The organism is Telluria sp. ZB4P34 (genome assembly GCF_059686055.1).
Genome location: NZ_JCASIF010000001.1, coordinates 781913 through 805281, shown reverse-complemented (window position 1 = coordinate 805281; position 23369 = coordinate 781913). Strand labels below are relative to the sequence as shown.

Genomic DNA, 23369 nt, shown 5'->3' with positions numbered 1-23369 from the left:
CGACACAGCGCAGTGAACCGGTTCCAGCTCATCGCGACCATCGCGGAGCGAGACGTACTGCGTTTTACCCCGGCCGGCGTTCCCATCGTGGGCGCAATGCTGCAGCACAGTTCGCAGCAGCAGGAAGCAGGGGTGGCAAGGCTGGTCGAGTTTGAGCTTCCCGCGCTGGCCGCGGGCGAGATTTCAGGCAAGGTCGCCAGCGCCGAACTCGGCGCCGCTTACCGCTTCGAAGGATTCCTTGCAAGGAAAGGCCGCAACAGCAAAGCCTTGGTGTTTCACATCGTTGATTTCAGTGCCGCATAGTCGCCCAGCGACACGGCCAATTTAGATTACAGATACAGGAGCCTCAAAAATGGCATTCGGTAAAAAGTTCGACAAAAACAAAGCTAAAGAAAAACTCAAGCGCAAGCAGCAGAATCCGCTGTTCAAGCGCAAGAAGTTCTGCCGCTTCACCGCTGCAAACGTGGAACAGGTCGATTACAAAGACGTCGACACCCTGAAGGACTTCGTCCAGGAAAACGGCAAGATCATGCCGGCACGTCTGACCGGTACCAAGGCGCACTACCAGCGCCAGGTCGACACCGCCATCAAGCGCGCACGCTACCTCGCGCTGCTGCCGTACACCGACCTGCACCACGGTTAATCCGCGGCGAACAGATCAGAACTTCTGGAGAAAAAAATGCAAATTATCCTTTTGGAAAAAGTTGTTAACGTCGGCAACCTGGGCGACGTGGTCAAGGTCAAGGACGGTTACGCACGTAACTTCCTGATCCCGCAAAAGATGGCGCGCCGCGCCACCCAGGCTGCCGTGGCCGAGTTCGAAGTCAAGCGCGCCGAACTGGAAAAAGCAGCAGCTGCAAAGCTGTCGGCTGCCCAGGCGCAAGGCGAGAAGCTGAGCGGCATGACCGTCACCATCGCCCAGAAGGCGGGCGTGGACGGCCGTCTGTTCGGTTCGGTCACCAACTTCGACATCGCCGAAGCCCTGAGCAAGCAAGGCTTCCCGGTCGAAAAGGCGCAGGTTCGCATGCCGACCGGCCCGCTGAAGACCACCGGCGAATTCCCGGTCGCCGTCGCGCTGCACACCGACGTCGTCTCGGAAATCACCATCGCCGTCGTCGGCGAAGCTGCTTGATGAATGCACCAGGGGAGCTGCACTAAGCTTCTGTTGTAAAAACGAAAAGCCGGGCTTGCCCGGCTTTTTTTACGTCCTGAAAAACCGGTCATTTATGACAGCCGTATGACAGGAGAAGGTATAATGCCCGCCATGAATTCCCCAGCCGATCCGCAAGTCGACTCCCTGCGCATCCCGCCGCATTCCATCGAAGCAGAACAGTCCGTCATCGGCGGCCTGCTGCGCGATAATGCCGCGTGGGACCGCATCGCCGACTTCATGAACGCGGACGATTTCTACCGCTACGACCACCGCATCATCTTCGAACAGATGGTCCGCCTGATCAATGCCGGCAAGCCGGCCGACGTGATCACGGTCTACGAGGCTTGCAACAACCTCGGCAAGGCCGAGGAAGTGGGCGGCCTGCAATACCTGAACGCGATGGCGCAGAACACCCCGTCGGCGGCGAATATCCGCCGTTACGCCGAAATCGTCCGCGACCGCGGCATCCTGCGCAAACTCATCACCGTCGCCGACGAAATCTCGGGCAATGCATTCAACCCGCAGGGCAAGGAAGTCAAGCAGATGCTCGACGAAGCCGAGTCCAAGATCTTCGCGATTGCCGAAACGGGCTCGCGCGGCCAGCAGGGCTGGAACCCGATCCAGCCGCTGCTGACGCAGGTCGTCGAGCGCATCGACGAGCTGTACTCGCGCGAGAACCAGGGCGAAATCACCGGCGTGCCGACCGGCTTCATCGACCTCGACCGCATGACCTCCGGCCTGCAGCCGGGTGACCTGGTCATCGTGGCCGGCCGTCCGTCGATGGGAAAGACCGCGTTTTCGGTCAACATCGGCGAGAACGTGGCGATCGAAGCCGGCCTGCCGGTGGCCGTGTTCTCGATGGAGATGGGCGGCGCCCAGCTGGCCATGCGTATGCTCGGCTCGGTGGGCCAGCTCGACCAGCACCGCCTGCGTACCGGCCGCCTGAACGACGAAGACTGGCCGCGCCTGACGCACGCGATCCAGAAGATGAACGACGCCCAGCTCTATATCGACGAGACCCCGGCGCTGAACCCGATCGAGATGCGCGCACGGGCACGACGCCTGGCGCGCCAGTGCGGCAAGCTGGGACTGATCATCGTCGATTACCTGCAGCTGATGCAGGGCAGCCAGCCGGGCGACAACCGCGCGGCCGAGATCTCGGAGATCTCGCGAAGCCTGAAGGGCCTGGCGAAAGAGCTGCATTGCCCCGTCATCGCACTGTCCCAGCTGAACCGTTCGCTGGAACAGCGTCCCAACAAACGCCCTGTCATGTCCGACCTGCGCGAATCGGGCGCTATCGAGCAGGATGCGGACGTGATCATCTTCCTGTATCGCGACGAGGTCTATAACCCCGATTCGCCCGATAAGGGAACCGCCGAGATCATCATCGGCAAACAGCGTAACGGCCCGATCGGGGCGATCCGCCTTACCTGGATCGGCTCCTATACCAAGTTCGGCAACTACAGCGGCAACCTGAGCGTCTACCAGGGCGATTAATCAGCGACAAGCCGCGGATTCACCACCTCGCCGCCGCCAGCCGTGGCAGCGGTTTCGAAGTCCCAAGAGATTCACAACGGAGAACACAATGTTTGGACGCCTGATGCCCCAGGAGGGCAAATTTTTCGACCTGTTCAACCAGCACGCCGCCCTGTGCGTGAAGGGTGCGCAGGAAATGCTCGGCCTGATGACCAACTTCGACGACCTGGAAAACCGCACCCACGCCGTGGAGAGCATCGAAAAACAGGCGGACAAGATTACCTACGAATGCGTCGACCTGCTGCACAAGACCTTCATCACCCCGCTCGATCGCGACGACATCCACAAGCTGATCACCAGCATGGATGACATCCTCGACATGATGGAAGACGCGGCCCAGACCGTCTCGCTGTACGACCTGCACGCCGTGACCCCGGAAGCGGCGCGCCTGGCGGAATTGTGCCTGTCGGCTTGCAAGAAGGTGCAGGAAGCCGTCTCGCTGCTGCACGACATGGGCAACGCCGCCAAGATCGTCGCCATCTGCGAAGAAATCGACCGCTTCGAGTCGGACGCCGACCACGTGATGCGCGCCGCCATGTCCAAGCTGTTCCGCGACGAGCCGGACGTGCGCAACCTGATCAAGATGAAGGCGATCTACGAGATCCTCGAGACCGTTACCGACCGCTGCGAAGACGTGGCGAACATCGTCGAAGGCATCATCGTCGAGAACGCATAAGCTGCGCGCACAACAAGAAGAAACATGGAAACTATAAATATCAGCATTTACGTGCTGGGCTTCCTGGTGCTGCTGGCACTGGTGTTCGACTTCATGAACGGCTTCCACGACTCGGCGAACTCGATCGCCACCGTGGTGTCGACCGGCGTGCTCAAGCCCCACCATGCGGTGGCGATGGCGGCCTTCTTCAACTTCATCGCGATCTTCGTGGTCAGCATGAAGGTTGCCCAGACCATCGGCAAGGGCACCATCGAGGCCGACGTCGTCGACCATTACGTGATCTTCGGGGCCCTGGTCGGGGCCATTACCTGGAACGTCATCACCTGGTACTACGGCATCCCGTCGTCCTCCTCGCATGCGCTGATCGGCGGTCTGGTGGGCGCCGCGGTGGCCAAGTCGGGCACCGGCGCGCTGATCTCCGCGGGCCTGCTCAAGACGGTGATGTTCATCGTGCTGGCCCCGATGCTCGGCTTCATCCTGGGCTCGACCATCATGCTGATGGTGTCCTGGATCTTCGTGAAGTCCACGCCGCGCAAGGTCGACGTCTGGTTCCGCCGCCTGCAACTGGCGTCGGCGGCCGGCTACTCGCTCGGCCACGGCGGCAACGATGCGCAGAAGACCATGGGTATTATCTGGATGCTGCTGATCGCGGCCGGCGTGACCAGCCCGGACGACCCACTGCCGCCGGCCTGGGTCATCATCTCGTGCTACGCGGCGATCGCCTTCGGCACGCTGTTCGGCGGCTGGCGCATCGTCAAGACCATGGGCCAGAAGATCACCAAGCTCAAGCCCGTCGGCGGCTTCTGCGCGGAGACCGGCGGCGCCATGACCCTCCTGATGGCCAGCTTCTTCGGCATCCCGGTCTCGACCACCCACACCATCACCGGCGCGATCGTCGGCGTGGGCGCCTCGCAGAAGATGTCGGCGGTGCGCTGGGGCGTGGCGGGCAACATCGTCTGGGCCTGGGTGTTCACCATCCCGGCATCGGCCTTCATGGCCGCCATCGCCTGGTGGATCGGCACCCACATCATGTAATACCGCTTGCGAGGCAGGCAGCAGAGCAGGGCGCAAGCCCTGCTTTTTTTTCGCGTGTTCCTTTACAAATTTTTTAACGATGGTAGTAATATTACATGGCGGTGCTACGCCGCCAGCGCCGCTGAGGTGAGTGCACCGGCGGCACTACCTGTAAAAATAATGATATAGGGGACATTATGCGCATTAGAAGTAGTTTGACTTCACGCCTGCGGCTCAGCCTGGTCACTTGCAGCATCCTCGCCACGGTGGCCGGCGCCGGCCTGGCGCCAGCCACCGCCCACGCCCAGCAGCCAGCCGCCACTGCCTCCGCGCCGGTGGCCGCCAATACCATCCGCGTCCACTTCCGCCGCGTGCAGAACGATACGGCGCAATGGGGCGTGTACTCCTGGGACGGCCCCGCCAACCCGAGCTCGGCCTGGATCACCGACCGCTTCATGTTCACCCAGAGCGATGACTTCGGCGGCTACGTCGACATCCCGCTGGCCGCCGGCAAGACCTCCATGTGGTTCCTCGTCACCGACGGCAATGGCACCAAGAACTGCGGGGCCGACCAGGGCGCGCCGCTGCCGGCGGACGTGGCCACCCGAGGACATGAAATCTGGCTGCTGGAAGGCGACTGCACCGTCCATACGGCGCCCCCGAGCCTCAGCTTCGGCAACCTGGCCAATGCCAGCGCCCACTGGCTGGCGGCGAACGTGCTGGCCTGGCCGGGCGTGCCCTCGAACGGCAGCTACCGGCTGTACTACGCGGCGGGCGGCGGCCTGGGTTCCGGAGCCGCGGGCGTCACCGGCGCCGACGGCAGCATGGACCTGCGCCTGGCGCCGCTGCCGGACGCCATGCGCGCCAGGCATCCGCACCTGGCCGGCGCCACCGGCCTGGCGCTGTCCGACGCCGACGCCGCGAAACTCGGCGGCCTGGCCAGCGCCCAGTTCGCGATCGCCCAGTTCGACGCCGCCGGCAAGCTGGTGCAGGTCACCTCGCTGCAGAACGCCGGCATGCTCGACGACCTGTTCGGCGCAAAGGCGCTCAATGCCAAGCTGGGCGTCACCTTCAACGGCGACGGCGTGCCGACCTTCCGCCTCTGGGCGCCGACCGCCAAGTCGGTCATGCTCGACATCTATCCGGACGCGAATGCGCCGGCCGCCAGCCAGGCGCCGATGCGCTTCGATGCCGACTCCGGCGTGTGGAGCTATACCGCACCTAGCGCCTCCTGGACCAACCGCGCCTATTACACCTATACCGTGAAGGTGCTGTCGCGCTGGGCCAACAACACGATCGTGACCAACACCGTCACCGATCCGTACTCGCTCAGCCTGAACGCCAACAGCGCACGCTCCTTCGTGGCCAACCTCGACAGCCCGGCCCTCAAGCCGCGCGGCTGGGACGACCACCGCCTGCCGAAGCTCGCCCACCCGGCCGACATCGCGCTGTACGAGCTGCACGTGCGCGACTTCAGCGTGAGCGACGAGACGGTGCCCGCCGCCCGCCGCGGCAAGTACCTGGCCTTCACAGAGCGCGACTCGAACGGCATGCGGCACCTGAAGTCGCTGCAGAAGGCCGGCCTGACCCATGTGCACCTGCTGCCTGTCTTCGACCTGGCCAGCATCAACGAAGCCGGCTGCATCACCCCGGCGATTCCCGAGGCGGGGCCGGATTGGACCGATCAGCAGGCTGCGGTGGAGGCGGTGCGCGATGCCGACTGCTTCAACTGGGGCTACGATCCGGTGCATTACAACGCGCCGGAGGGCAGCTACGCGTCGAACACCGACGACGGCGCCGTGCGCGTGCGCGAGTTCCGTGCGATGGTGCAGAGCCTGCACGAGACCGGACTGCGCGTGGCCATGGACGTGGTGTACAACCACACCAGCTCCTCGCAGCAGGGACCGCTGTCGGTGCTCGACAAGATCGTGCCGACCTACTACTACCGCCTGAACGACAAGGGCGCCAACCTGAACGACAGCTGCTGCGCCGACACCGCCGCCGAACACGCGATGATGGGCAAGCTGATGATCGATTCGGTGTCGCTGTGGGCCAGCGCGTACAAGATCGACAGCTTCCGCTTCGACATCATGACCTTCGCCCCGCTCGAGGTCATGAAGCAGCTGCAGGCACGCGTCAACAAGGCGGCCGGCCGCGAGATCTACCTGTACGGCGAAGGCTGGAACTTCGGCGCCGTGGCCGACGACCAGCGCTTCGTGACGGCGCGCCAGGCCAACCTGTTCGGCACCGGCATCGGCTCCTTCAACGACCGCCTGCGCGATACGGTGCGGGGCGGCGGCTGCTGCGACGGCGGCGAGAACCTGATCACCCAGCAGGGCTTCATCAACGGCGTATGGTACGACCCGAACCACCTGGCGAACCAGTCGCGCGACGATGCGCTGCGCCTGGCCGACCTGGTGCGCGTGGGCCTGTCCGGGACGCTGCGCGACTACCGCTTCGTTGACCGCTTCGGTTCGCTGCGCACGAATGCCGACATCGACTACTTCGGCCAGCGCGCAGGGTACACGGCCAGCCCGGCCGAAACCATCAACTACGTCGAGAAGCACGACAACCAGACCCTGTTCGACATCAACGCCTTCCGCCTGCCGCAATCGACCAGCATGGCCGACCGGGTGCGGGTGCAGAACCTGGGTGCGGCCGTGGTGCTGCTGGCGCAGGGCATTCCCTTCATTCATGCGGGCCAGGAACTGTTGCGCTCCAAGTCGCTCGACCGCGACAGCTATAACGCGGGCGACTGGTTCAACCGCCTGGATTACAGCTACGCGTCGAACAACTTCGCCGTCGGCCTGCCATCGAGCGACAAGAACCGCGACAACTGGGGCCTGATGGCGCCGATCCTGCGCAACGAGCTGATCAAGCCAAGCACCGAAGCGATCCTGTCGGCCAGGGAGGCCTTCGAAGACCTGCTGCAGATTCGCATGGACACCAGCCTGTTCCGCCTGCGCACGGCGAAGGACGTGAGCGAGCGCCTGAAGTTCCACAACACCGGGCCGGACCAGTTGCCGGGCCTGGTCGTGATGCGGATCGACGGCGAGCAGCCGAGCCGCTACCCGGGCGCGCAATACCGCAGCGTGGTGGTGCTGTTCAACGTGGACAAGGAAGCGAAGACGATCGCCATTCCGGAACTGAAGGGCCTGAAGCTGAAGCTGCACAAGGTGCAGCGCAAGTCGGATGATCCGGTGGTGAAGACCTCCAGCTACAGCCAGGGCAGCGGCAGCTTCACCATCCCGGCGCGCACCACGGCGGTGTTCGTCGAGCAGGGCGAGGGCCGCGACGACTGAGCGGGCGACCGGACCTCGACACGGAACGGCCAGGAATTCCTGGCCGTTTTTCGTTCCGCGGCTCCGGCCCGGCGCCGTGCCCAGCCGGCGGACACCGCGGGCATCTTCATGCCCGTTCCTGGTGTCGTGTGCTGTTTACCTGATGCAGACAGCCCGGACCATCTTGATGTCGGTAAGGCCGGCCAGCACTTTTTCGATACCGTCCATCTTGAGGGTCAGCATGCCGTCGTCGAGCGCCGCCGCGAGCAGGTTTGAAACCCGGCTGTGCTCGACCAGCAGGCGCTTGACCGCGTCGGTGCCGAGCATCAGCTCATGCAGGCCGATGCGGCCGCGGTAGCCCTTGTTGCAGTCGTTGCAGCCGACCGCGCGGTACAGGGTAAGGCGGCCTTCGGGGTCGCCATGGCGCTCCTTCCACCCCGCAAGGATGCCGGCGCGCGCCTGGTCGGGATCGTCGCGGAAGCGCGCAGTCCCGCGCAGGTCTTCGCAGTACTCCGCCAGCAGCGCCTCCACTTCGGCATCCTCCGGGTGGTAGGCTGTGCGGCAAGCCGTACACACGCGGCGCGCCAGGCGCTGCGCCAGGATGCCCAGCAGGGCATCGGCGAAATTGAAGGGGTCCATGCCCATGTCGAGCAGGCGCACCACCGATTCCGGCGCGCTGTTGGTGTGCAGCGTGGCGAACACCATGTGGCCGGTGAGCGAGGCTTCGATGCCGGTGCTGACGGTCTCCTTGTCGCGCATCTCGCCGACCATGATCACGTCCGGGTCGGCGCGCAGGAAGGCGCGCATCACGCTGGCGAAGTCGAGGCCTGCCTTGCGGTTGACCTGCACCTGGCGCAGCCCCTTCTGGGTGATCTCCACCGGGTCTTCCGCGGTCCAGATCTTGGTTTCGGGCGTGTTCAGGTGGTGCAGGATCGAGTGCAGGGTGGTGGTCTTGCCCGAGCCGGTCGGGCCGCACACGAAGAACAGGCCGTAGGGCTTTTGGATGGCCGGCAGCAGGCGCCCCAGGTTGTAGTCGGTGAGGCCGAGCTTTGCCAGCGGAATCGGTTCGCCGGCCTGCAAGATGCGCATCACCACGTCCTCGACGCCGCCGCTCGATGGAATGGTCGCCACGCGCAACTCGATGTCGAGCGGGCCATACTTCCTGAAGCGGATCTTGCCGTCCTGGGGCTTGCGGCGCTCCGAGATGTCGAGGTCGCACATGATCTTGATGCGCGCCACCAGCGCGCTGCGGTAGCTCGCCGGGATCTCGACGTAGGGCACCAGCACGCCATCCTTGCGGAAGCGGATGCCGGTCTTGCCCTTGCCGGGTTGCGGTTCGATGTGGATGTCCGACACGCCCTGGCGGTAGGCGTCGATGATCACCTTGTTCAGCAGGCGCACCAGTTCGTTCTCGACCGCTTCCGTGATGTCGGCGGAGGTCTCGTAGTCCTCATCTTCCTCGAGGCCGGACAGCAGTTCGCCCACGCTCTCGCCGGCGGCAGCGCCGGTGCCGAAGAACTGCTCGATGGTGAGGCGCAGGTCGGCGCGCGTGGTCACGCGCCAGCTCACCCTGGACTTCGGGAACAGCTGGGCGACGATGCGGCTGGCCGCGGTGCGCTCGGGGTCGACCGCGACCACCACCAGGCCGCCGGCGCCGTCCTCGAGCGGCAGCCAGCCGTTCTCCTCGACGTACTGCGCCTTCAGGTTGCGCAGCAGGTCCACCGGCTTGACCCGGTCTGCGCGGAAGGGCTCGTAGGGCAGCTTGAAGAAGTCCGCCAGGGCGGCGCCGATGGCGGCGCGACGCACCTGCAGTTCGCCTTCCAGTACCTCTTCGAGCTCAAGGTCGAGTTCGCGCGCGCGCCGGCTCGCTCCTTCCAGCTCGGAGGGGGTAAGCACTGCTTCCTGCACCAGCGCATCGTACTTGCCGCGCATGCGCGCGCGCACGCCGTGGCCGAGGCGCTGGCCGAGCGCCACCGACAGCGTTTCGCACAGCTGGCGCACCGCATCCATCGCGCGCGGCGGGAAGGGGCCGCCGCCGCGGTTGTTGATGAACTGGACCACGCCGAGCAGTTCGCCGGCTCCGCTCTGCAGTGGCGCGACCAGCATCTCGCGGGTGCGGTAGCCGGTGCGCTGGTCGACGCCGCGCTGGAACCGCAGCTCTGGCGATAACCGGTGCAGCTCGGCCTCGTCGTACACGTCGGCGATCGCGACCAGCTGCCGCGCCTGCGCCACGAAGCCGGCGATCGACGTGGGGCCGATCGGCAGCCGCAGGTCGCGGAAGGTGGACAGGCCGGTCTTGACCTTGGAGACGATGTGCTCCTGGTCCGGCGCGACGGCGTACAGGGTGAAACGGTCGCAGCCGAGCAGGTCGCAGAAATCCAGCCCCAGGTCGAGCATGATCTCCTCGACGTTGGCAGTGGCGTGGATGCGGTTGGTAACACGCTGCAGCTTCTGCAAGAAGGCCAGCTGGCCGGCGGCGTCGTCGGCCAGGCCGTTGCCTGCCTCCTCGCGCTTCACGGCCTGCCCTTCACAGCGTCACCTCGAGCCCCTCGAAGGCCAGCTGCACGCTCAGCGCGCCCAGGCGCTCGCGGTGGCGCGCCAGCACGGCGGCGAACACGCTTTCCAGCTCGTCGTCGCTGCGGGTCGGCTCGTGGTGGGTGCAGTACAGGGCCCGGGCGCCGACGCGCAGGGCCATCTCGATGGCGGCGTCGAAGGTGCCGTGGCCCCAGCCGGCCTTGGACGGGTATTCCTCGCGCGTGTACGAGCAGTCGACGATCAGGGCGTCCACGCCCTGCATGGCGGCGTCGATCTCGCGCTGGCGCTCACCCAGGTGTGCTTCGAAGGCGTCGAAGGCCGAGTCGCCCGGCCGGTAGGGGTTGTGCCAGTGCTCGTGGTCGCCGGTGAAGAACACCGAGCGTCCACGGCAACTGATGCGGTAGCCGAGATTGGTGACCGGATGGTTCATCAGGACGTTGCCCACCACCGCGTCGCCCACCTGGACCGGCACGCCGATGTCGAGGGTGCGGTACTCGATGGTGGCGCCCATCTGGGTCTCGCTCACCGGGAAGTAGCTGTTCTGCAGCTGCACGCCCATCACGTGCTCGATGCCGCGTCCCGTCACTTCGTCATGCGCGCCATGCAGGCGTACGCGGCTGCCCTTGATGAACAGCGGCGTGAAGAAGGGCAAGCCGTGGATGTGGTCCCAATGGCTGTGGGTGATGAAGATGTTCGCCTGGATCGGCGGCGTTTGCGGCGTGCGCGGCTGCGCCAGCATGTGCTGGGCCAGCGGGAACAGGCCGGTGCCGCCGTCGAGGATGATCAGGGCGCCGTCGTCGCTGCGTACTTCGATGCAGGTGGTATTGCCGCCGTAGCGCGCGGTACGCGGGCCTGGGGACGGTATCGAACCACGCACCCCCCAGAAACGGAATTTCATTGGGTTTCTCCGCCAAACTGTCGTTATTGTTCTAGAACATCAATCATGATAGCGGCTTTGTTCTCCAGTGCATCCACAATTTGTGAGTTTTTGGTGGGAATTCCACAGTAAACACGCTTCGGGATATACAGCCGGTCTTAACAAAGCTACACTTTCGGGCAATTACCATCTGGCAAAAAAGTTGCCGCATGCATATGCATCCCGCATCTGCATTTGCTTCTTCCCAGGCCGTTTACCATGCAAGAGCTGAGCCCCACACAAATCGCGCAACGCCTGCACCAGCTCACGGAAGTCAGCGTGGCGCTCGGCGACACCCACGACACCGCGGCGCTGCTCGACCGCATCCTGCGCGTCGCCAAGCTCATGACCGATGCCGACGGCGGCACCCTGTACCGCCCCAGCGAGGACCGGAAGAGCCTGTGCTTCCACATCTCGATCAACGACAGCCTCGGGATCTACCAGGGCGGCGTGAGCGGCAAGCCGATCGACATCGCGCCGGTACCGCTCTACGACAGCTACGGCAACAAGAACCTGGCCTCGGTCGCCGCCTACGCGGCCAACTTCAACCAGTCGGTGAACATCGAGGATGTCTACAAGGCGGACGTGTTCAACTTCTCGGGCATGCGCAGTTTCGATGCGGCCTTCGGCTACCACTCGCAATCCTTCCTGACGGTGCCGATGACCGACCACGAGGGCGAACTGGTGGGCGTGCTCCAGCTGGTCAATGCGAAAGACCCGGAAACCGGCGCCATCCGCGCTTTCAGCCAGACCGACCAGCGCTTCATCGAGGCGCTGTCGGCGCAGGCGGCGGTGGCGCTGACCAACCAGCTCCTGATCCTGCAGCTGGAAAACCTGCTGGAATCGCTGGTCAACCTGATCAACATCGGCATCGACGAGAAGTCGCCCTATACCGGCCGCCACTGCCAGTTCGTGCCCGAGCTGACCATGATGCTGGCCGAGGCGGTGCACGCCACCACCCAGGGGCCGATGGCGGATTTCCGCATGAGCGACGCCGACCGCAAGGAGCTGTGGTTCGCGGGCCTGCTGCACGACTGCGGCAAGATCACCACGCCGGTGCACGTGGTCGACAAGTCGACCAAGCTGGAAACCATCTTCGATCGCATCCATATGGTGGATACCCGCTTCGAGGTGCTGCTGCGCGACGCCGAGATCCGCGCGCTGCGCGCGCGCCTCGAGCCGGGCGCGAACGCCGCGGCCATCGAAGACTGCCTGCTGTCGGAGCAATCGCGCATTCGCGCCGACCGCGAATTCCTGCGCCGCGCCAACGTCGGCGGCGAGGGCATGTCGCCGGAGGACCAGGAGCGCGTGCAGCGCATCGCCCAGTACCGCTGGACCGCGCCAGGCGGCCAGGAGGAGAACTTCCTGAGCGAGAACGAGCTGCAGAACCTGACCGTACGCTTCGGCACCCTGACCGATGCCGAGCGCAAGATCATCAACAACCACATCGACGTCACCGTGCGCATGCTGGAATCGCTGCCGTGGCCGAAGCACCTGAAGAACGTGCCGGAATACGCGGGCGGCCACCACGAGCGCATGGACGGCAAGGGCTATCCGAAGGGACTGACGCGCGAGCAGATGTCGGTGCAGGCGCGCTGCATGGCGATCGCCGACATTTTTGAAGCGCTCACTGCCTGCGACCGCCCCTACAAGAAGGGCAAGACCTTGTCGGAGTCGCTGCAGATCCTCGGCAAGTTCGCGCAGAATGGCCACATCGACCCGGACCTGTTCGACATCTTCATCCGCAACCGCGTGTACCTGCAGTTCGCGCACAAGAACATGGATGCGCACCAGATCGACGAGGTCGACGAGTCGCAGATTCCGGGCTACCAGCCTTAAGTGGCGGGGCAGGGCATGAAACGGATTCGCCAGGCTTTTTCCCGGTATGGGGCGCGCTGGGCGCTCGGGCTGCTGCTGACGCTCGTCGCGGCGCTGTATGTCTATGGCGCCTGGTCGAGCCACGCGATCGAGCGCCAGGACACGATTCTGTCCGACATGCGCATGCGCCTCGAGCCGGTCGAGCTCGACCCACGCATCGTCATCGTCGATATCGACACCAGGAGCCTGACCGAGGTCGGGCGTTTCCCGTGGAGCCGCAACGTGCTGGCCCGCCTTGTGACCCAGCTGACCGACCACTACGGCGTCGGCGCAGTCGGCTTCGACATCTCCTTCCCGGAGCCCGACACCAGCTCGGGTTACGACGTGCTGGCCCGGCTCGCACGGAACGAACTCAAGGGCGTCCCTGCTCTCGAGCGCCAGCTCGGGGCGCTCAAGGGGCAGCTCGACTACGACGGCCAGTTTGCCGCTGCACTCGCAGGCAAGCCCGTGGTACTGGGATTTAACGTGTCCGACGACCAGGCCAAGGGCGTGTTGCCGCCACCGTCGTTCACGACCGAGATCCTGAACGGACGCGCGGTCCAGGTGTACTCCGTCAAGGGCTACGAGGCGAACATCGCCCGTCTCCAGAAGGCGGCCCGCGGCGCCGGCATCTTCACCGCAGTGCCCGATGCCGATGGCGTGGTCAGGTCCTCGCCCCTGATGATGCGCATCGGCGACGGCTTCTATCCGGCCCTGTCGCTGGCGACGCTGGCGGCCTTCGTGGAAGCACGCGCCATCACGCCCCTGATGCTGGAAACCAGGGACGAGATGTCCAGCGCCGCGCTGGCAGCTGGCGAGTTGAACTACGTGTCGCTCTGGATCGGGCGCCAGCGTTTCGACGTACCGGTGGGTGAAGGCATGGCGAATCTGGTCCAGTTCCGCGGTACCGGCGGGCCCCAGGGCGGCGCTTTCCGCTACGTGTCGGCAGCCGACGTGCTGCAGGGACGCGCGCCCAAGGACGTGTTGGAAGGGACGCTGGTGCTGGTCGGCACCTCCGCGCCAGGCTTGCAAGACTTGCGGGCCACCCCGGTCAACGCCCAGTATCCCGGAGTGGAGATCCATGCCAACCTGATCAAGTCGATGATGGACGAACGCTTCAAGCTGCGTCCCTACGACGTCTTCGGCATCGAATTCCTGCAAGTGCTCGTTGTCGGAGTGGTGCTGAGCCTCGGGCTGGCGATCCTGTCGCCCGCCTGGTCGGTGCTGCTGGCCGCATCTGCCTTCGTGGCCGTCGGCGCCTTCAATTACTGGTTGTATGCCGAAATGGACATCGTCTCGAACGTCTTCATCTGCCTGCTCCTGATCGCCACCCTGTTCGTCCTGAACCTCGCCTGGGGCTACTTCTTCGAATTCCGCAAGGGCAGGGCGCTGGTCACCCGCTTCGGCGAGTACGTCGCCCCCGAGCTGGTGGAAAAGATGGCCGAAGATCCGGAAGCCTACAACATGGACGGCGAGAGCCGCGAACTCACGGTCATGTTCGTCGACGTGCGCGGCTTCACCACCATCTCCGAGGGCCTGAGCCCGAAGGAGCTGCGCGAGTACATCAACCTGTATCTCACCGCGATGTCCGAGGACATCCGCTCCAGCCACCAGGGCACGCTCGACAAGTACATCGGCGACGCCGTGATGGCCTTCTGGGGCGCGCCGGTGTCCTTCCCCGACCACGCCAGCCGTGCGGTCGCGACCTCGCTCCTGATGCAGGCCAGCGCGGCGCGCCTGAACCGCGACTTCCTGGCGCGCGGCTGGCCGGAACTGAAGATTGGCATCGGCCTGAATACGGGACCCATGCACGTGGGCGACATGGGGTCGAAAATCCGCCGCGCCTATACCGTGATGGGCGACGCCGTGAACCTGGGCTCGCGCCTGGAAGGCATCACCAAGGTGTATGGCGTGGGCATCGCGGTTGGCCTCGCGACCCGCCTGGCGGCCCCGGAATTCGCCTACCGCGAACTCGACCTGGTGCGGGTCAAGGGCAAGAACGAACCGGTCGCTATCTTCGAGCCGCTCGGCAAGCCGGCGGAGCTGGCGCGGGAAGTCGTCGACGAGCTGGCACAGTGGGAGGCGGCCCTGGCCCTGGTGCGCAGCCAGGCCTGGAGCGACGCGCAACAGGCGGTCGAGGCGCTGGCGCGCGCCCATCCGGAACGCGGCCTGTATCGGCTCTACCTGGAGCGGATCGCCCATTACTGCGCGCATCCGCCGGGACAGGACTGGGATGGCGTGACCACCTTCGACACCAAGTAGGTTTGCGGCGCAGACTGGTTGTATCAACGGAGCAACGGAATGTCCCCCTTTCTATGGGGGAAGTTCCCGAGCCTCTCCTATTTTTTCTCCTTTGCAACTAAAAGCTCGCTAAACTTGCCAGCGAGCATGGTGTTTATCTGGCCACCGCATGCCCGATTCATAAGAATATCTTATAAAAACAACAATTCATAAAGCACATCCGATGAAACAACGCTTTGCGCGCCTGCTTGCAGGCTCAATGCTTGCGATGGCCGTGAGCGCGGCCTGGGCGCAGGAAGCTCCACCAGCCGGCGCGGACGACATCGTGCGCTTCGAGGTCAAGCGCTTCGAAGTGAGCGGAAATACCCTCTTGTCCGCACAGGACATCGAGGCCGCGGTGGGGCCCTTCACCGGCAAGGGCCGTGACTTCGGCGACGTGCAGCGCGCGCTCGAAGCGGTCGAAGCGCTGTACCACGCGCGCGGCTACAAGGTGGTGACGGTACAGCTGCCCGAGCAGGAGCTCGATGGCGGCGTGGTGCGCCTGAACGTGCTGCAGACAAGAATCGGCAAGGTGAAAGTCGACGGCAACCGCGCCTTCGGCGAAGCGAACATCCGCCGCAGCCTGCCGGCGCTGCGCGAGGGCGAGACGCCCAACCTCGACCGCGTCTCGGCCAACCTCAAGCTGGCCAACGAACACCCGGCCAAGAAAATCAAGATGAGCCTCGGCAGCGGCGAATCGGACGATACGGTGGATGCGCGCATCGAGGTGGCCGACGAGCGCCCATGGAACCTGATGGCCAACTTCGACAACACCGGCAGTGCCGAAACCGGCAAGACCCACGCCGGCGTGGTGCTGCAGCATACCAACCTGTGGGGACGCGACCACCTCGCCAGCCTGCAGTACACCACCACGGTCGAGGAGCCCTCGCAGGTGGCGGTCTGGGGCCTGGGCTACCACGTGCCGCTATATGGGCAGAACGCGGCGCTGGACCTGTACGCGAGCTATTCCGACGTCGATTCGGGCGTGGTGAGCGCCGGCGTGTTCGACCTGGCCGTCAGCGGCCGCGGCGCGGTCTACGGAGCCCGCTACACGCAGCTGCTGCCCAAGCGCAGCCTGGGCGCAAGCGATCTCGAAGGCCGCCTGGTGTTCGGCATGGAAGTGAAGGCCTACAAGAACAGCGTCCTGTTCTTCGACCAGGATTTCGGCAACAACGTCACCGTGCGTCCGCTCAGCATCGGCTACCAGGGCCGCGTGGCGCTGGACAAGGGCGAAGCGAACTTCGCCGCGACCCTGCTGCGCAACATCCCGGGCGGCTCGCGCGGCAAGCAGGAAGACTTTACGGCGGCACGCGCCGGCGCCAGGGACAGCTACACGGCGCTGCGCCTGTACGGCGCCTGGACCCGCGCCCTCGGCAGCGGCGACTGGATGACGCGCGTGCTGGCCAGCGGCCAGTATTCGCCGGACGCATTGGTGCCGGGCGAGCAGTTCGGCGCCGGCGGCAGCACCAGCGTGCGCGGCTTTCGCGAACGCGAGCTGGCGGCCGACTCGGGCCTGGGCCTGAACCTCGAACTGTACACGCCGAACCTGTGCAGCCGCAGCGGCTGGCAGTGCCGCCTGCTGGGCTTCTACGACACCGCCTACGGCAAGCGCAACAAGGCGCTGCCGGGCGAACTGCGCAGCACCACGATCGCCGGCGCCGGCGTCGGCCTGCGCTTCTCGGTGGGCAGCGCGGTCAGCGTGCAGGCCGACTACGGCCATGTGGCGAAAGAGGGCGCGCTGGACAGCGCCGACAAGGACAGGCTGCACGTGCGCGTCGGCCTGGCCTACTAGGAGAGATGGATGAGGAACGGATTGATTCGTTTAAGTAAGGCGGCCCTGTGCGTCGCCGCCTGCTTCGGCGCAGGGTACAGCGCCGTGCAGGCCGCCCCCACGCTGCCGAAGGTGGTGGCGGGCCAGGCGAGCTTCAACCAGGACGGCAACGTGTTCTCGATCACGAACACGCCCGGCACCATCATCAACTGGCAGAGCTTCTCGGTGAATGCCGGCGAGATCACCCGCTTCATCCAGCAAAGCAGCGACAGCGCGGTGCTCAACCGCATCGTCGGCCAGGACCCGACCCGCATCCTGGGCGCCCTGCAATCGAACGGCAAGGTCTTCCTGATCAACCCGAACGGCGTGGTGTTCGGACGCGACGCCCGCGTGGACGTGAACGGCCTGGTGGCCTCGACCCTGAACATCAGCGATCGCGACTTTTTGGCGGGGAACAAGCACTTCAGCGCCGGCCCCGAGGGGACCAGGGCGGGAAGCGTGCGCAACGAAGGATTGATCACGACACCGAACGGCGGCAAGGTTTTCCTGGTTGGCCAGAACGTCGAGAACAGCGGCATCATCACCGCGCCGAACGGCGAGGTGGTGCTGGCGGCGGGCCGCAGCGTGCAGCTGGTCGATGCCGGCAATCCCGACCTGAACGTCGTGGTGTCGGCCCCGAGCGACCAGGCCGTCAACCTCGGCCAGGTGGTCTCGAACGGCGGCCGCATCGGCATCTACGGCGCCCTGGTGAACCAGCGCGGCGTGCTCAATGCCGACAGCGCCGTGATCGGCCGGGACGGCCGGATCGTGCTGAAGGCCAGCCGTGACACCGTGCTCGAACAGGGCAGCGTCACGAGCGCCCTCGGTGCGGTGGCTGGAACCAAGGGCGGCGAGATCCAGCTGCTCGGCGAGCGCGTCGGCCTGGCCGGCAACGCCCGCGTCGACGCCAGCGGCGCCCTGGGCGGCGGCACGGTGCTGGTGGGCGGCGACTACCAGGGCAAGAACGCGAAGCTGCCGAACGCGCAGCAGACCTGGTTCGGCAAGGATGCTAGCATCCGCGCCGACGCCACCGGCGCGGGCAAGGGCGGTACGGTGGTGCTGTGGTCGGATGGCGCCACGGCGGCCTACGGCAGCATTTCGGCGCGCGGCGCGGGCGGCGGCAAGGGCGGGCTGGTCGAGACCTCGGGCCGCCAGCTCGACATCGACGGCATCCGCGTCGACGCCGGCGCGGGCCTCGGCGGCAAGAGCGGCACCTGGCTGCTGGACCCGTGGGACATCGTGGTGGCGGCCAACGGCACCGCGGCCGCTTCGAGCGTCGACATGTTCAGCAAGCCGCCCGCCACGGGCGAGACGCGCATCTCGGCGGCGACCCTGAAGGCGACCAATGCCGACATCGTGCTGCAGGCGCAGAACGACCTGCGCATCGAGGACAAGCTGGAGACGCAGCACAGCGTGCGCGCCGAGGCCGGCCGCAACCTCACCGTCAGCGCGGCGGTGAGCTCGACCGGCGGCGACCTGGACTTCCGTGCGGGGCGCAGCTTCATTCTCCAGGCCGGCGGCTCGCTCGCCAGCCCGAACTACATCGACCTGAAGGCCGAGCGCATGCTGCTCGCCGGCGGCATCGGCGGCGTCGGCGACGTCCTGCCGGTGCTGTCCTTCAATACCTTCGAGCACACCACCGCCATCATCGTCAGCGGCGCCGACGCAGACCAGGACGCCGGACTGGCGCTGGACCCGACGCGCCTGGCCGCTTTCAAGACCTACGAGATCAACCTCGGCAACAGCGGGCACAAGGGCAGGGTCGCCATCAAGCAGGCGCTGAACATCGCCGGCAACCTGGCCATCGACACGGCCGGCGGCATCGACATCTCGGCGCCGGTGGCGCTGGGCGGCGCCGGCAGCCAGTTCGTCGGCACGGTGCATGCGCCGTCCGGCACCTCGGTCGTGGTCGGCACTGGCGGCTCGATCGAGGCCGCGAAGAAAATCAGCATCAAGGGCGCCGCCAGCGCTTCCATCCAGGGCGAGCTCAGTTCCAACGAGATCGATCTGGCTACTTCCGGCGGCAACATCGAGCTGGGCGGCAAGCTCACGGCCAACAGCAGCGTGACGCTGCGCAGTGGTGGCGGTGCGTACCAATCCGGCGGGTCGGTCGTGAAGACGCCGCGCCTGCTGGTGGAAGCAGACAGCATCCAGATGCAGGGCGCCAACGAGGTCGGCATGCTGGCTGGCCGGATCACCGGCACGGGCGTCGGCGCGAGCCTGAGCTTCCGCTGGACCGGCGACCTGGTGGTCGGCGCCGTCGGCGGCGTGGCCGGCCTGTTCTCGCCGAACGAACTGTCCCTGATCGGCACCGGCGCCTTGCGCGCCGACGCCGGGATCGACGGCCACGCCATCCTGGTCGATGCCGCATCGATCGGCGGAACAGGGACCTTCATGGCCAATGTGCTGGCCTTGACCTCCCGTGGCGGCATCGGCGCTGGCGACGCCCCGCTGCGCACCAGCGCCTCCTACCTCAGCGCCTGGAACACTGCCAGCGGAAATGCGCCAGTCAGCATCGTGAACGACCGCGCCCTGACCGTCGGCAACGTGGTCCAGGAAGGCAGCGGCAACGGCGGCGCCATCTCGATCGAGAGCACCGGCGGCCTGACCGTCGGCCCGAGCGCGGGCCTTGAGCCCGGCGTCAAGACCGGCAGCGGCGACATCAGGCTGGTCACCCACAGCCCGCTGACCATCGAAGGCAAGGTCACTACCGAGAGCGGCAACGTCGCGCTGGTCGCGGACAACGACGGCATGCTCACAATCAACGGCCAGGTGGCATCGAAGACTGGCAGCGTCAGCGTCAAGGCCGGCGACACCGCGATCAAACCTGGCAGCATCGAGGTGGATCCAGCCAAGCTGACCGTCACCAGGACCAAGGTGCCGGACCTGCCGCCTCCCGACCCGGTGCCGCCGCTCGACACCTGCCTGTCCAAGCCGACCACGGCAGGCTGCGGCGGCGTGATGGAGAAGGCCACGCAGGCCTGTATCGCGAATCCGGAAGGGCCGAACTGCGCCCAGGTGCTGCCCCCGGCGGACACCTGCCGCGACAACCCGGGCAAGCTCGGCTGCGCCGTGGTCCAGGTCCGTGAATGCATGGCAACGCCGAAGGCGCCTTCCTGCGTCGGCGTGCTGCCGAGCTACGAGGTGTGCAAGAAGACGCCGCTGACCTATGGCTGCGCAGTCGTGGTGGGCGAGTACGACCGGATCGAGGCCTGTATCGCGACGCCGAAGGCGCCGGCTTGCATCGGCGTGCTGCCTGATTACGCCGTCTGCAAGAACGCACCGAACACCCATGGTTGCGGCCCGGTGGTCGACGAGTACAACAAGGTCGAGGCCTGCATCTTGAGCCCGAAGGCGCCGTCCTGCCTGGGCGTCCTGCCAAGCTACGCTGTCTGCAAGACCGCGCCGAACACCCACGGCTGCGGTCCGGTGGTGGACGAGTACAACAAGGTCGAGGCCTGCATCCTGACGCCAAAAGCACCAAGCTGCATCGGCGTGCTGCCCGACTACGCGGTCTGCAAGACCGCACCGGGCACCCACGGCTGCGGCCCGGTGGTGGACGAGTACAACAAGGTCGAGGCCTGCATCCTGAGTCCGAAAGCGCCGAGCTGCATCGGCGTGCTGCCGACCTACGCCGTCTGCAAGACAGCACCGAACACCCACGGCTGCGGCCCGGTGGTGGACGAGTACAACAAGGTCGAGGCCTGCATGCTGACGCCAAAAGCACCAAGCTGCATCGGCGTGCTGCCCGACTACGCAGTCTGCAAGACCGCACCGGGCACCCATGGCTGCGGCCCGGTGGTGGACGAGTACAACAAGGTCGAGGCCTGCATCTTGAGCCCGAAGGCGCCGTCCTGCATCGGCGTGTTGCCGACCTATGCCGTCTGCAAGACCGCACCGAATACCCACGGTTGCGGCCCGGTGGTCGACGAGTACAACAAGGTCGAGGCCTGCATCCTGACCCCGAAGGCGCCGTCCTGCATCGGCGTGCTGCCCGACTACGCAGTCTGCAAGACGGCGCCGAGCACCCACGGTTGCGGCCCGGTGGTCGACGAGTACAACAAGGTCGAGGCCTGCATCCTGACCCCGAAGGCGCCGTCCTGCATCGGCGTGCTACCGACCTACGCCGTCTGCAGGACCGCACCTGGCACCCACGGCTGCGGTCCGGTGGTAGACGAGTACAACAAGGTCGAGGCCTGCATCCTCACGCCCAAGGCGCCGTCCTGCATCGGCGTCCTGCCCGACTACGCCGTCTGCAAGACCGCACCGAACACCCACGGCTGCGGCCCGGTGGTGGACGAGTACAACAAGGTCGAGGCCTGCATCTTGAGCCCGAAAGCGCCGTCCTGCATCGGCGTGTTGCCGACCTACGCCGTCTGCACGACCGCACCGAACACCCACGGCTGCGGCCCGGTGGTGGACGAGTACAACAAGGTCGAGGCCTGCATCCTGAGCCCGAAAGCGCCGTCCTGCATCGGCGTGTTGCCGACCTACGCCGTCTGCAAGACCGCACCGACCACTCACGGCTGCGGCCCGGCGGTGGACGAATACAACAAGGTCGAGGCCTGCATGCTGACGCCAAAAGCACCAAGCTGCATCGGCGTGCTGCCCGTGTACGCAACCTGCGAGCAGGCGCCGTCGACCCACGGCTGCACCCCGGTGATCGCCGAGCGCAATGCCATCACGGCCTGCATCGCCACGCCGAAGGCTTCGGGCTGCGGCGACATCCTGCCGAAGCTGGAGACCTGCCGCCTCGACGCCGGCGTGTACGGCTGCGCGCCGGTGCTGGATCGCGCCGAGTTCCTGGCCTGCGTGGCCAACCCGCTCGGCGCCGGCTGCGGCCAGCGCCTGCCGGCCCTGGCGACCTGCAAGGCCACGCCGGGCACGGAAGGCTGCGACCAGCGCATCAAGCTGACCTTCGACGCCTGCCTGGTCAACAAGAACGACCCGTCCTGCGCCGGCATCCTGCCGACCGTGACGCAGTGCGTCATCGACCAGTCCGCACCAGGTTGCGGAGTCGTGCTGCCGACCATCACGGCCTGTATCGCCAACCCCGCGCAGGACGGCTGCTCGGTGCGCCTGCCGAAACTGGAGCAGTGCGCGGTAAACCCGAACCTGCAGGGCTGCGAAGCCGTGCTGCCCAAGCCGGATTTCTGCGTCACGCATCCGACCGATCCAAAGTGCGTGGTGTTCAATCCGGCCCCGACCCAGGGCGGCGGCGAATCGAAGCAGCCGGTGGCCGAGGTACAGCAGGCCACCGTCAACCTGATCAATACGAGCACGCCTGCTTCGCAAACGAAGCCGCCTGCGGCCCCGGTGACCGGCGCCTCCGCCGGCGCTGGTTCGGGAGCAGCTACGGCGGGCGGCACGAGCGCCGGCTCGGGCGAGGACGGCGCGACGGCGGAAAAGTCGGAGAAGTCGGAGAACCAGGCCGGCCCGGCGCAGAGTACGAATTCTGGAGCAAAGAATGAAAAACCAGCCACAAAAATGTACTGCAACTGAGGCGCCGGGGCTGACCCGCCGGGCGCTGGGCGCGCTGCTGTTCGCAGCGCTGCTCGGCGTCGGCAATGCCGCCTGGGCGGCCCAGGTGGCCGGCGTCGTGGCGCGCCTGAGCGGTCCGCTGATGGCCAAGAAGGCGGACGGCAGCGTCAAGGTGCTGGGGGTGAAGTCCGAGATCGAAAGCGGCGATACGCTGGTGTCCGAGAAGAACACCTACGCGCAGATCAGGTTCATCGACAACAGCGAGATCACGCTGCGCCCGGGCACGACCTTCAAGGTCGAGAACTTCGCGTTCGACGAAGGCAAGCCGGAGAACGACAGCGCGCGCTACAGCCTGGTCAAGGGCGGGCTGCGCTCGATCACCGGCCTGATGGGCAAGCGCAACAAGGAAAAGTTCTCGCTGAAGACGCCGAGCGCCACCATCGGCATCCGCGGCACCACCTTCATTGCGCACTATATGCCGGCGGGAGCGACCGGCCCCGATACCGAGGGCATGGGACGAAGCCGGGCCACCGCGCCGACCTCACCGGGCGCGCCGCCTCCACTCGCGCCGGGTCTGCACCTGAACGTGATCGACGGCGCCATCATCGTGACTAACAATGGGGGAGCGCTGGGCTTCCAGGCCGGCCAGTTCGGCTACGTGCGGAGCCAGAGCCTGCCGCCGGTGCTGGTGCCGCAGAACCCGGGCATCCAGTTCGCTCCGCCGCCAAGCTTCAATGTCAACCAGGCTGCAGCCGGTCCTGGGGGCGGCGAGGCCATCGCGCAAAAAGACGCGGTGGATTGCGTGGTGCGCTGAGCACAGGCGATTCTGC

General features: G+C 66.0%; 14 protein-coding genes. 12 read left to right on the top strand and 2 right to left on the bottom strand.

What is annotated here, in order from left to right; genetic code table 11:
• Positions 1–12: 12 nt before the first annotated feature.
• The 7 genes from priB to pulA all read left to right on the top strand — a co-directional run bounded on the left by priB (position 13) and on the right by pulA (position 7681).
• Entirely contained in the window at positions 13–303 is a 291-nt protein-coding gene (gene priB, locus AC56KL_RS03595; protein WP_497178763.1) for a primosomal replication protein N, read from the top strand.
• Between the two features lie 49 nt (positions 304–352).
• Entirely contained in the window at positions 353–643 is a 291-nt protein-coding gene (rpsR, locus tag AC56KL_RS03590; protein WP_091874943.1) for a 30S ribosomal protein S18, read from the top strand.
• Between the two features lie 36 nt (positions 644–679).
• Positions 680–1132: a 50S ribosomal protein L9 gene (gene rplI, locus AC56KL_RS03585; RefSeq protein ID WP_497178762.1), complete on the top strand. Its 453-nt coding sequence runs from the start codon at positions 680–682 to the stop codon at positions 1130–1132.
• Between the two features lie 132 nt (positions 1133–1264).
• Positions 1265–2650, top strand: a complete 1386-nt coding sequence (locus AC56KL_RS03580) for a replicative DNA helicase (RefSeq protein ID WP_436104940.1) — start codon at positions 1265–1267, stop codon at positions 2648–2650.
• An 88-nt stretch (positions 2651–2738) separates the two neighbouring features.
• Entirely contained in the window at positions 2739–3365 is a 627-nt protein-coding gene (locus AC56KL_RS03575) for a DUF47 domain-containing protein (RefSeq protein ID WP_497178761.1), read from the top strand.
• Between the two features lie 24 nt (positions 3366–3389).
• The gene (locus AC56KL_RS03570; protein ID WP_497178760.1) at positions 3390–4400 is read left to right on the top strand and encodes an inorganic phosphate transporter; all 1011 of its coding nucleotides are present in this window, start codon (positions 3390–3392) and stop codon (positions 4398–4400) included.
• 194 nt (positions 4401–4594) lie between these two features.
• Positions 4595–7681, top strand: a complete 3087-nt coding sequence (gene pulA / locus AC56KL_RS03565) for a pullulanase-type alpha-1,6-glucosidase (RefSeq protein WP_497178759.1) — start codon at positions 4595–4597, stop codon at positions 7679–7681.
• A 135-nt stretch (positions 7682–7816) separates the two neighbouring features.
• Here the strand turns inward: pulA and AC56KL_RS03560 are convergent, their stop codons facing one another.
• Both AC56KL_RS03560 and AC56KL_RS03555 read right to left on the bottom strand, forming a co-directional pair.
• Positions 7817–10177, bottom strand: a complete 2361-nt coding sequence (locus tag AC56KL_RS03560; protein WP_497178758.1) for a GspE/PulE family protein — start codon at positions 10175–10177, stop codon at positions 7817–7819.
• Between the two features lie 10 nt (positions 10178–10187).
• A complete protein-coding gene (locus tag AC56KL_RS03555; RefSeq protein ID WP_497178757.1) occupies positions 10188–11093 on the bottom strand; it encodes an MBL fold metallo-hydrolase in 906 nt (301 codons plus the stop codon).
• Between the two features lie 237 nt (positions 11094–11330).
• On the opposite strand from AC56KL_RS03555, the gene AC56KL_RS03550 reads away from it, so the two are divergent.
• The 5 genes from AC56KL_RS03550 (at position 11331) to AC56KL_RS03530 (ending at position 23353) form a co-directional block, all read left to right on the top strand.
• Positions 11331–12950, top strand: a complete 1620-nt coding sequence (locus AC56KL_RS03550) for a GAF and HD-GYP domain-containing protein (RefSeq protein WP_497178756.1) — start codon at positions 11331–11333, stop codon at positions 12948–12950.
• Positions 12951–12965: 15 nt separating this feature from the next.
• Complete coding sequence (locus AC56KL_RS03545; RefSeq protein WP_497178755.1) at positions 12966–15230, top strand: CHASE2 domain-containing protein; 2265 nt, start codon at positions 12966–12968, stop codon at positions 15228–15230.
• 202 nt (positions 15231–15432) lie between these two features.
• Entirely contained in the window at positions 15433–17040 is a 1608-nt protein-coding gene (locus tag AC56KL_RS03540) for a ShlB/FhaC/HecB family hemolysin secretion/activation protein (RefSeq protein ID WP_497178754.1), read from the top strand.
• Positions 17041–17049: 9 nt separating this feature from the next.
• Positions 17050–22560: a two-partner secretion domain-containing protein gene (locus tag AC56KL_RS03535; RefSeq protein WP_497178753.1), complete on the top strand. Its 5511-nt coding sequence runs from the start codon at positions 17050–17052 to the stop codon at positions 22558–22560.
• Positions 22526–23353 (top strand): FecR family protein, encoded by an 828-nt coding sequence (locus AC56KL_RS03530; protein ID WP_497178752.1) that lies wholly within the window; start codon positions 22526–22528, stop codon positions 23351–23353. Before AC56KL_RS03535 ends, AC56KL_RS03530 begins: the two co-directional genes overlap by 35 nt.
• Positions 23354–23369 lie beyond the last annotated feature (16 nt).

Excerpts from the sequence above, each read along its gene's own strand:
- AC56KL_RS03555 (WP_497178757.1), bottom strand. The coding sequence starts at position 11,093 with ATGAAATTCCGTTTCTGGGGGGTGCGTGGTTCGATACCGTCCCCAGGC.
- rpsR (WP_091874943.1), top strand. The coding sequence starts at position 353 with ATGGCATTCGGTAAAAAGTTCGACAAAAACAAAGCTAAAGAAAAACTC.
- AC56KL_RS03545 (WP_497178755.1), top strand. The coding sequence starts at position 12,966 with ATGAAACGGATTCGCCAGGCTTTTTCCCGGTATGGGGCGCGCTGGGCG.
- AC56KL_RS03535 (WP_497178753.1), top strand. The coding sequence starts at position 17,050 with ATGAGGAACGGATTGATTCGTTTAAGTAAGGCGGCCCTGTGCGTCGCC.
- AC56KL_RS03540 (WP_497178754.1), top strand. The coding sequence starts at position 15,433 with ATGAAACAACGCTTTGCGCGCCTGCTTGCAGGCTCAATGCTTGCGATG.
- AC56KL_RS03550 (WP_497178756.1), top strand. The coding sequence starts at position 11,331 with ATGCAAGAGCTGAGCCCCACACAAATCGCGCAACGCCTGCACCAGCTC.
- AC56KL_RS03575 (WP_497178761.1), top strand. The coding sequence starts at position 2,739 with ATGTTTGGACGCCTGATGCCCCAGGAGGGCAAATTTTTCGACCTGTTC.
- rplI (WP_497178762.1), top strand. The coding sequence starts at position 680 with ATGCAAATTATCCTTTTGGAAAAAGTTGTTAACGTCGGCAACCTGGGC.
- AC56KL_RS03530 (WP_497178752.1), top strand. The coding sequence starts at position 22,526 with ATGAAAAACCAGCCACAAAAATGTACTGCAACTGAGGCGCCGGGGCTG.
- AC56KL_RS03570 (WP_497178760.1), top strand. The coding sequence starts at position 3,390 with ATGGAAACTATAAATATCAGCATTTACGTGCTGGGCTTCCTGGTGCTG.
- AC56KL_RS03580 (WP_436104940.1), top strand. The coding sequence starts at position 1,265 with ATGAATTCCCCAGCCGATCCGCAAGTCGACTCCCTGCGCATCCCGCCG.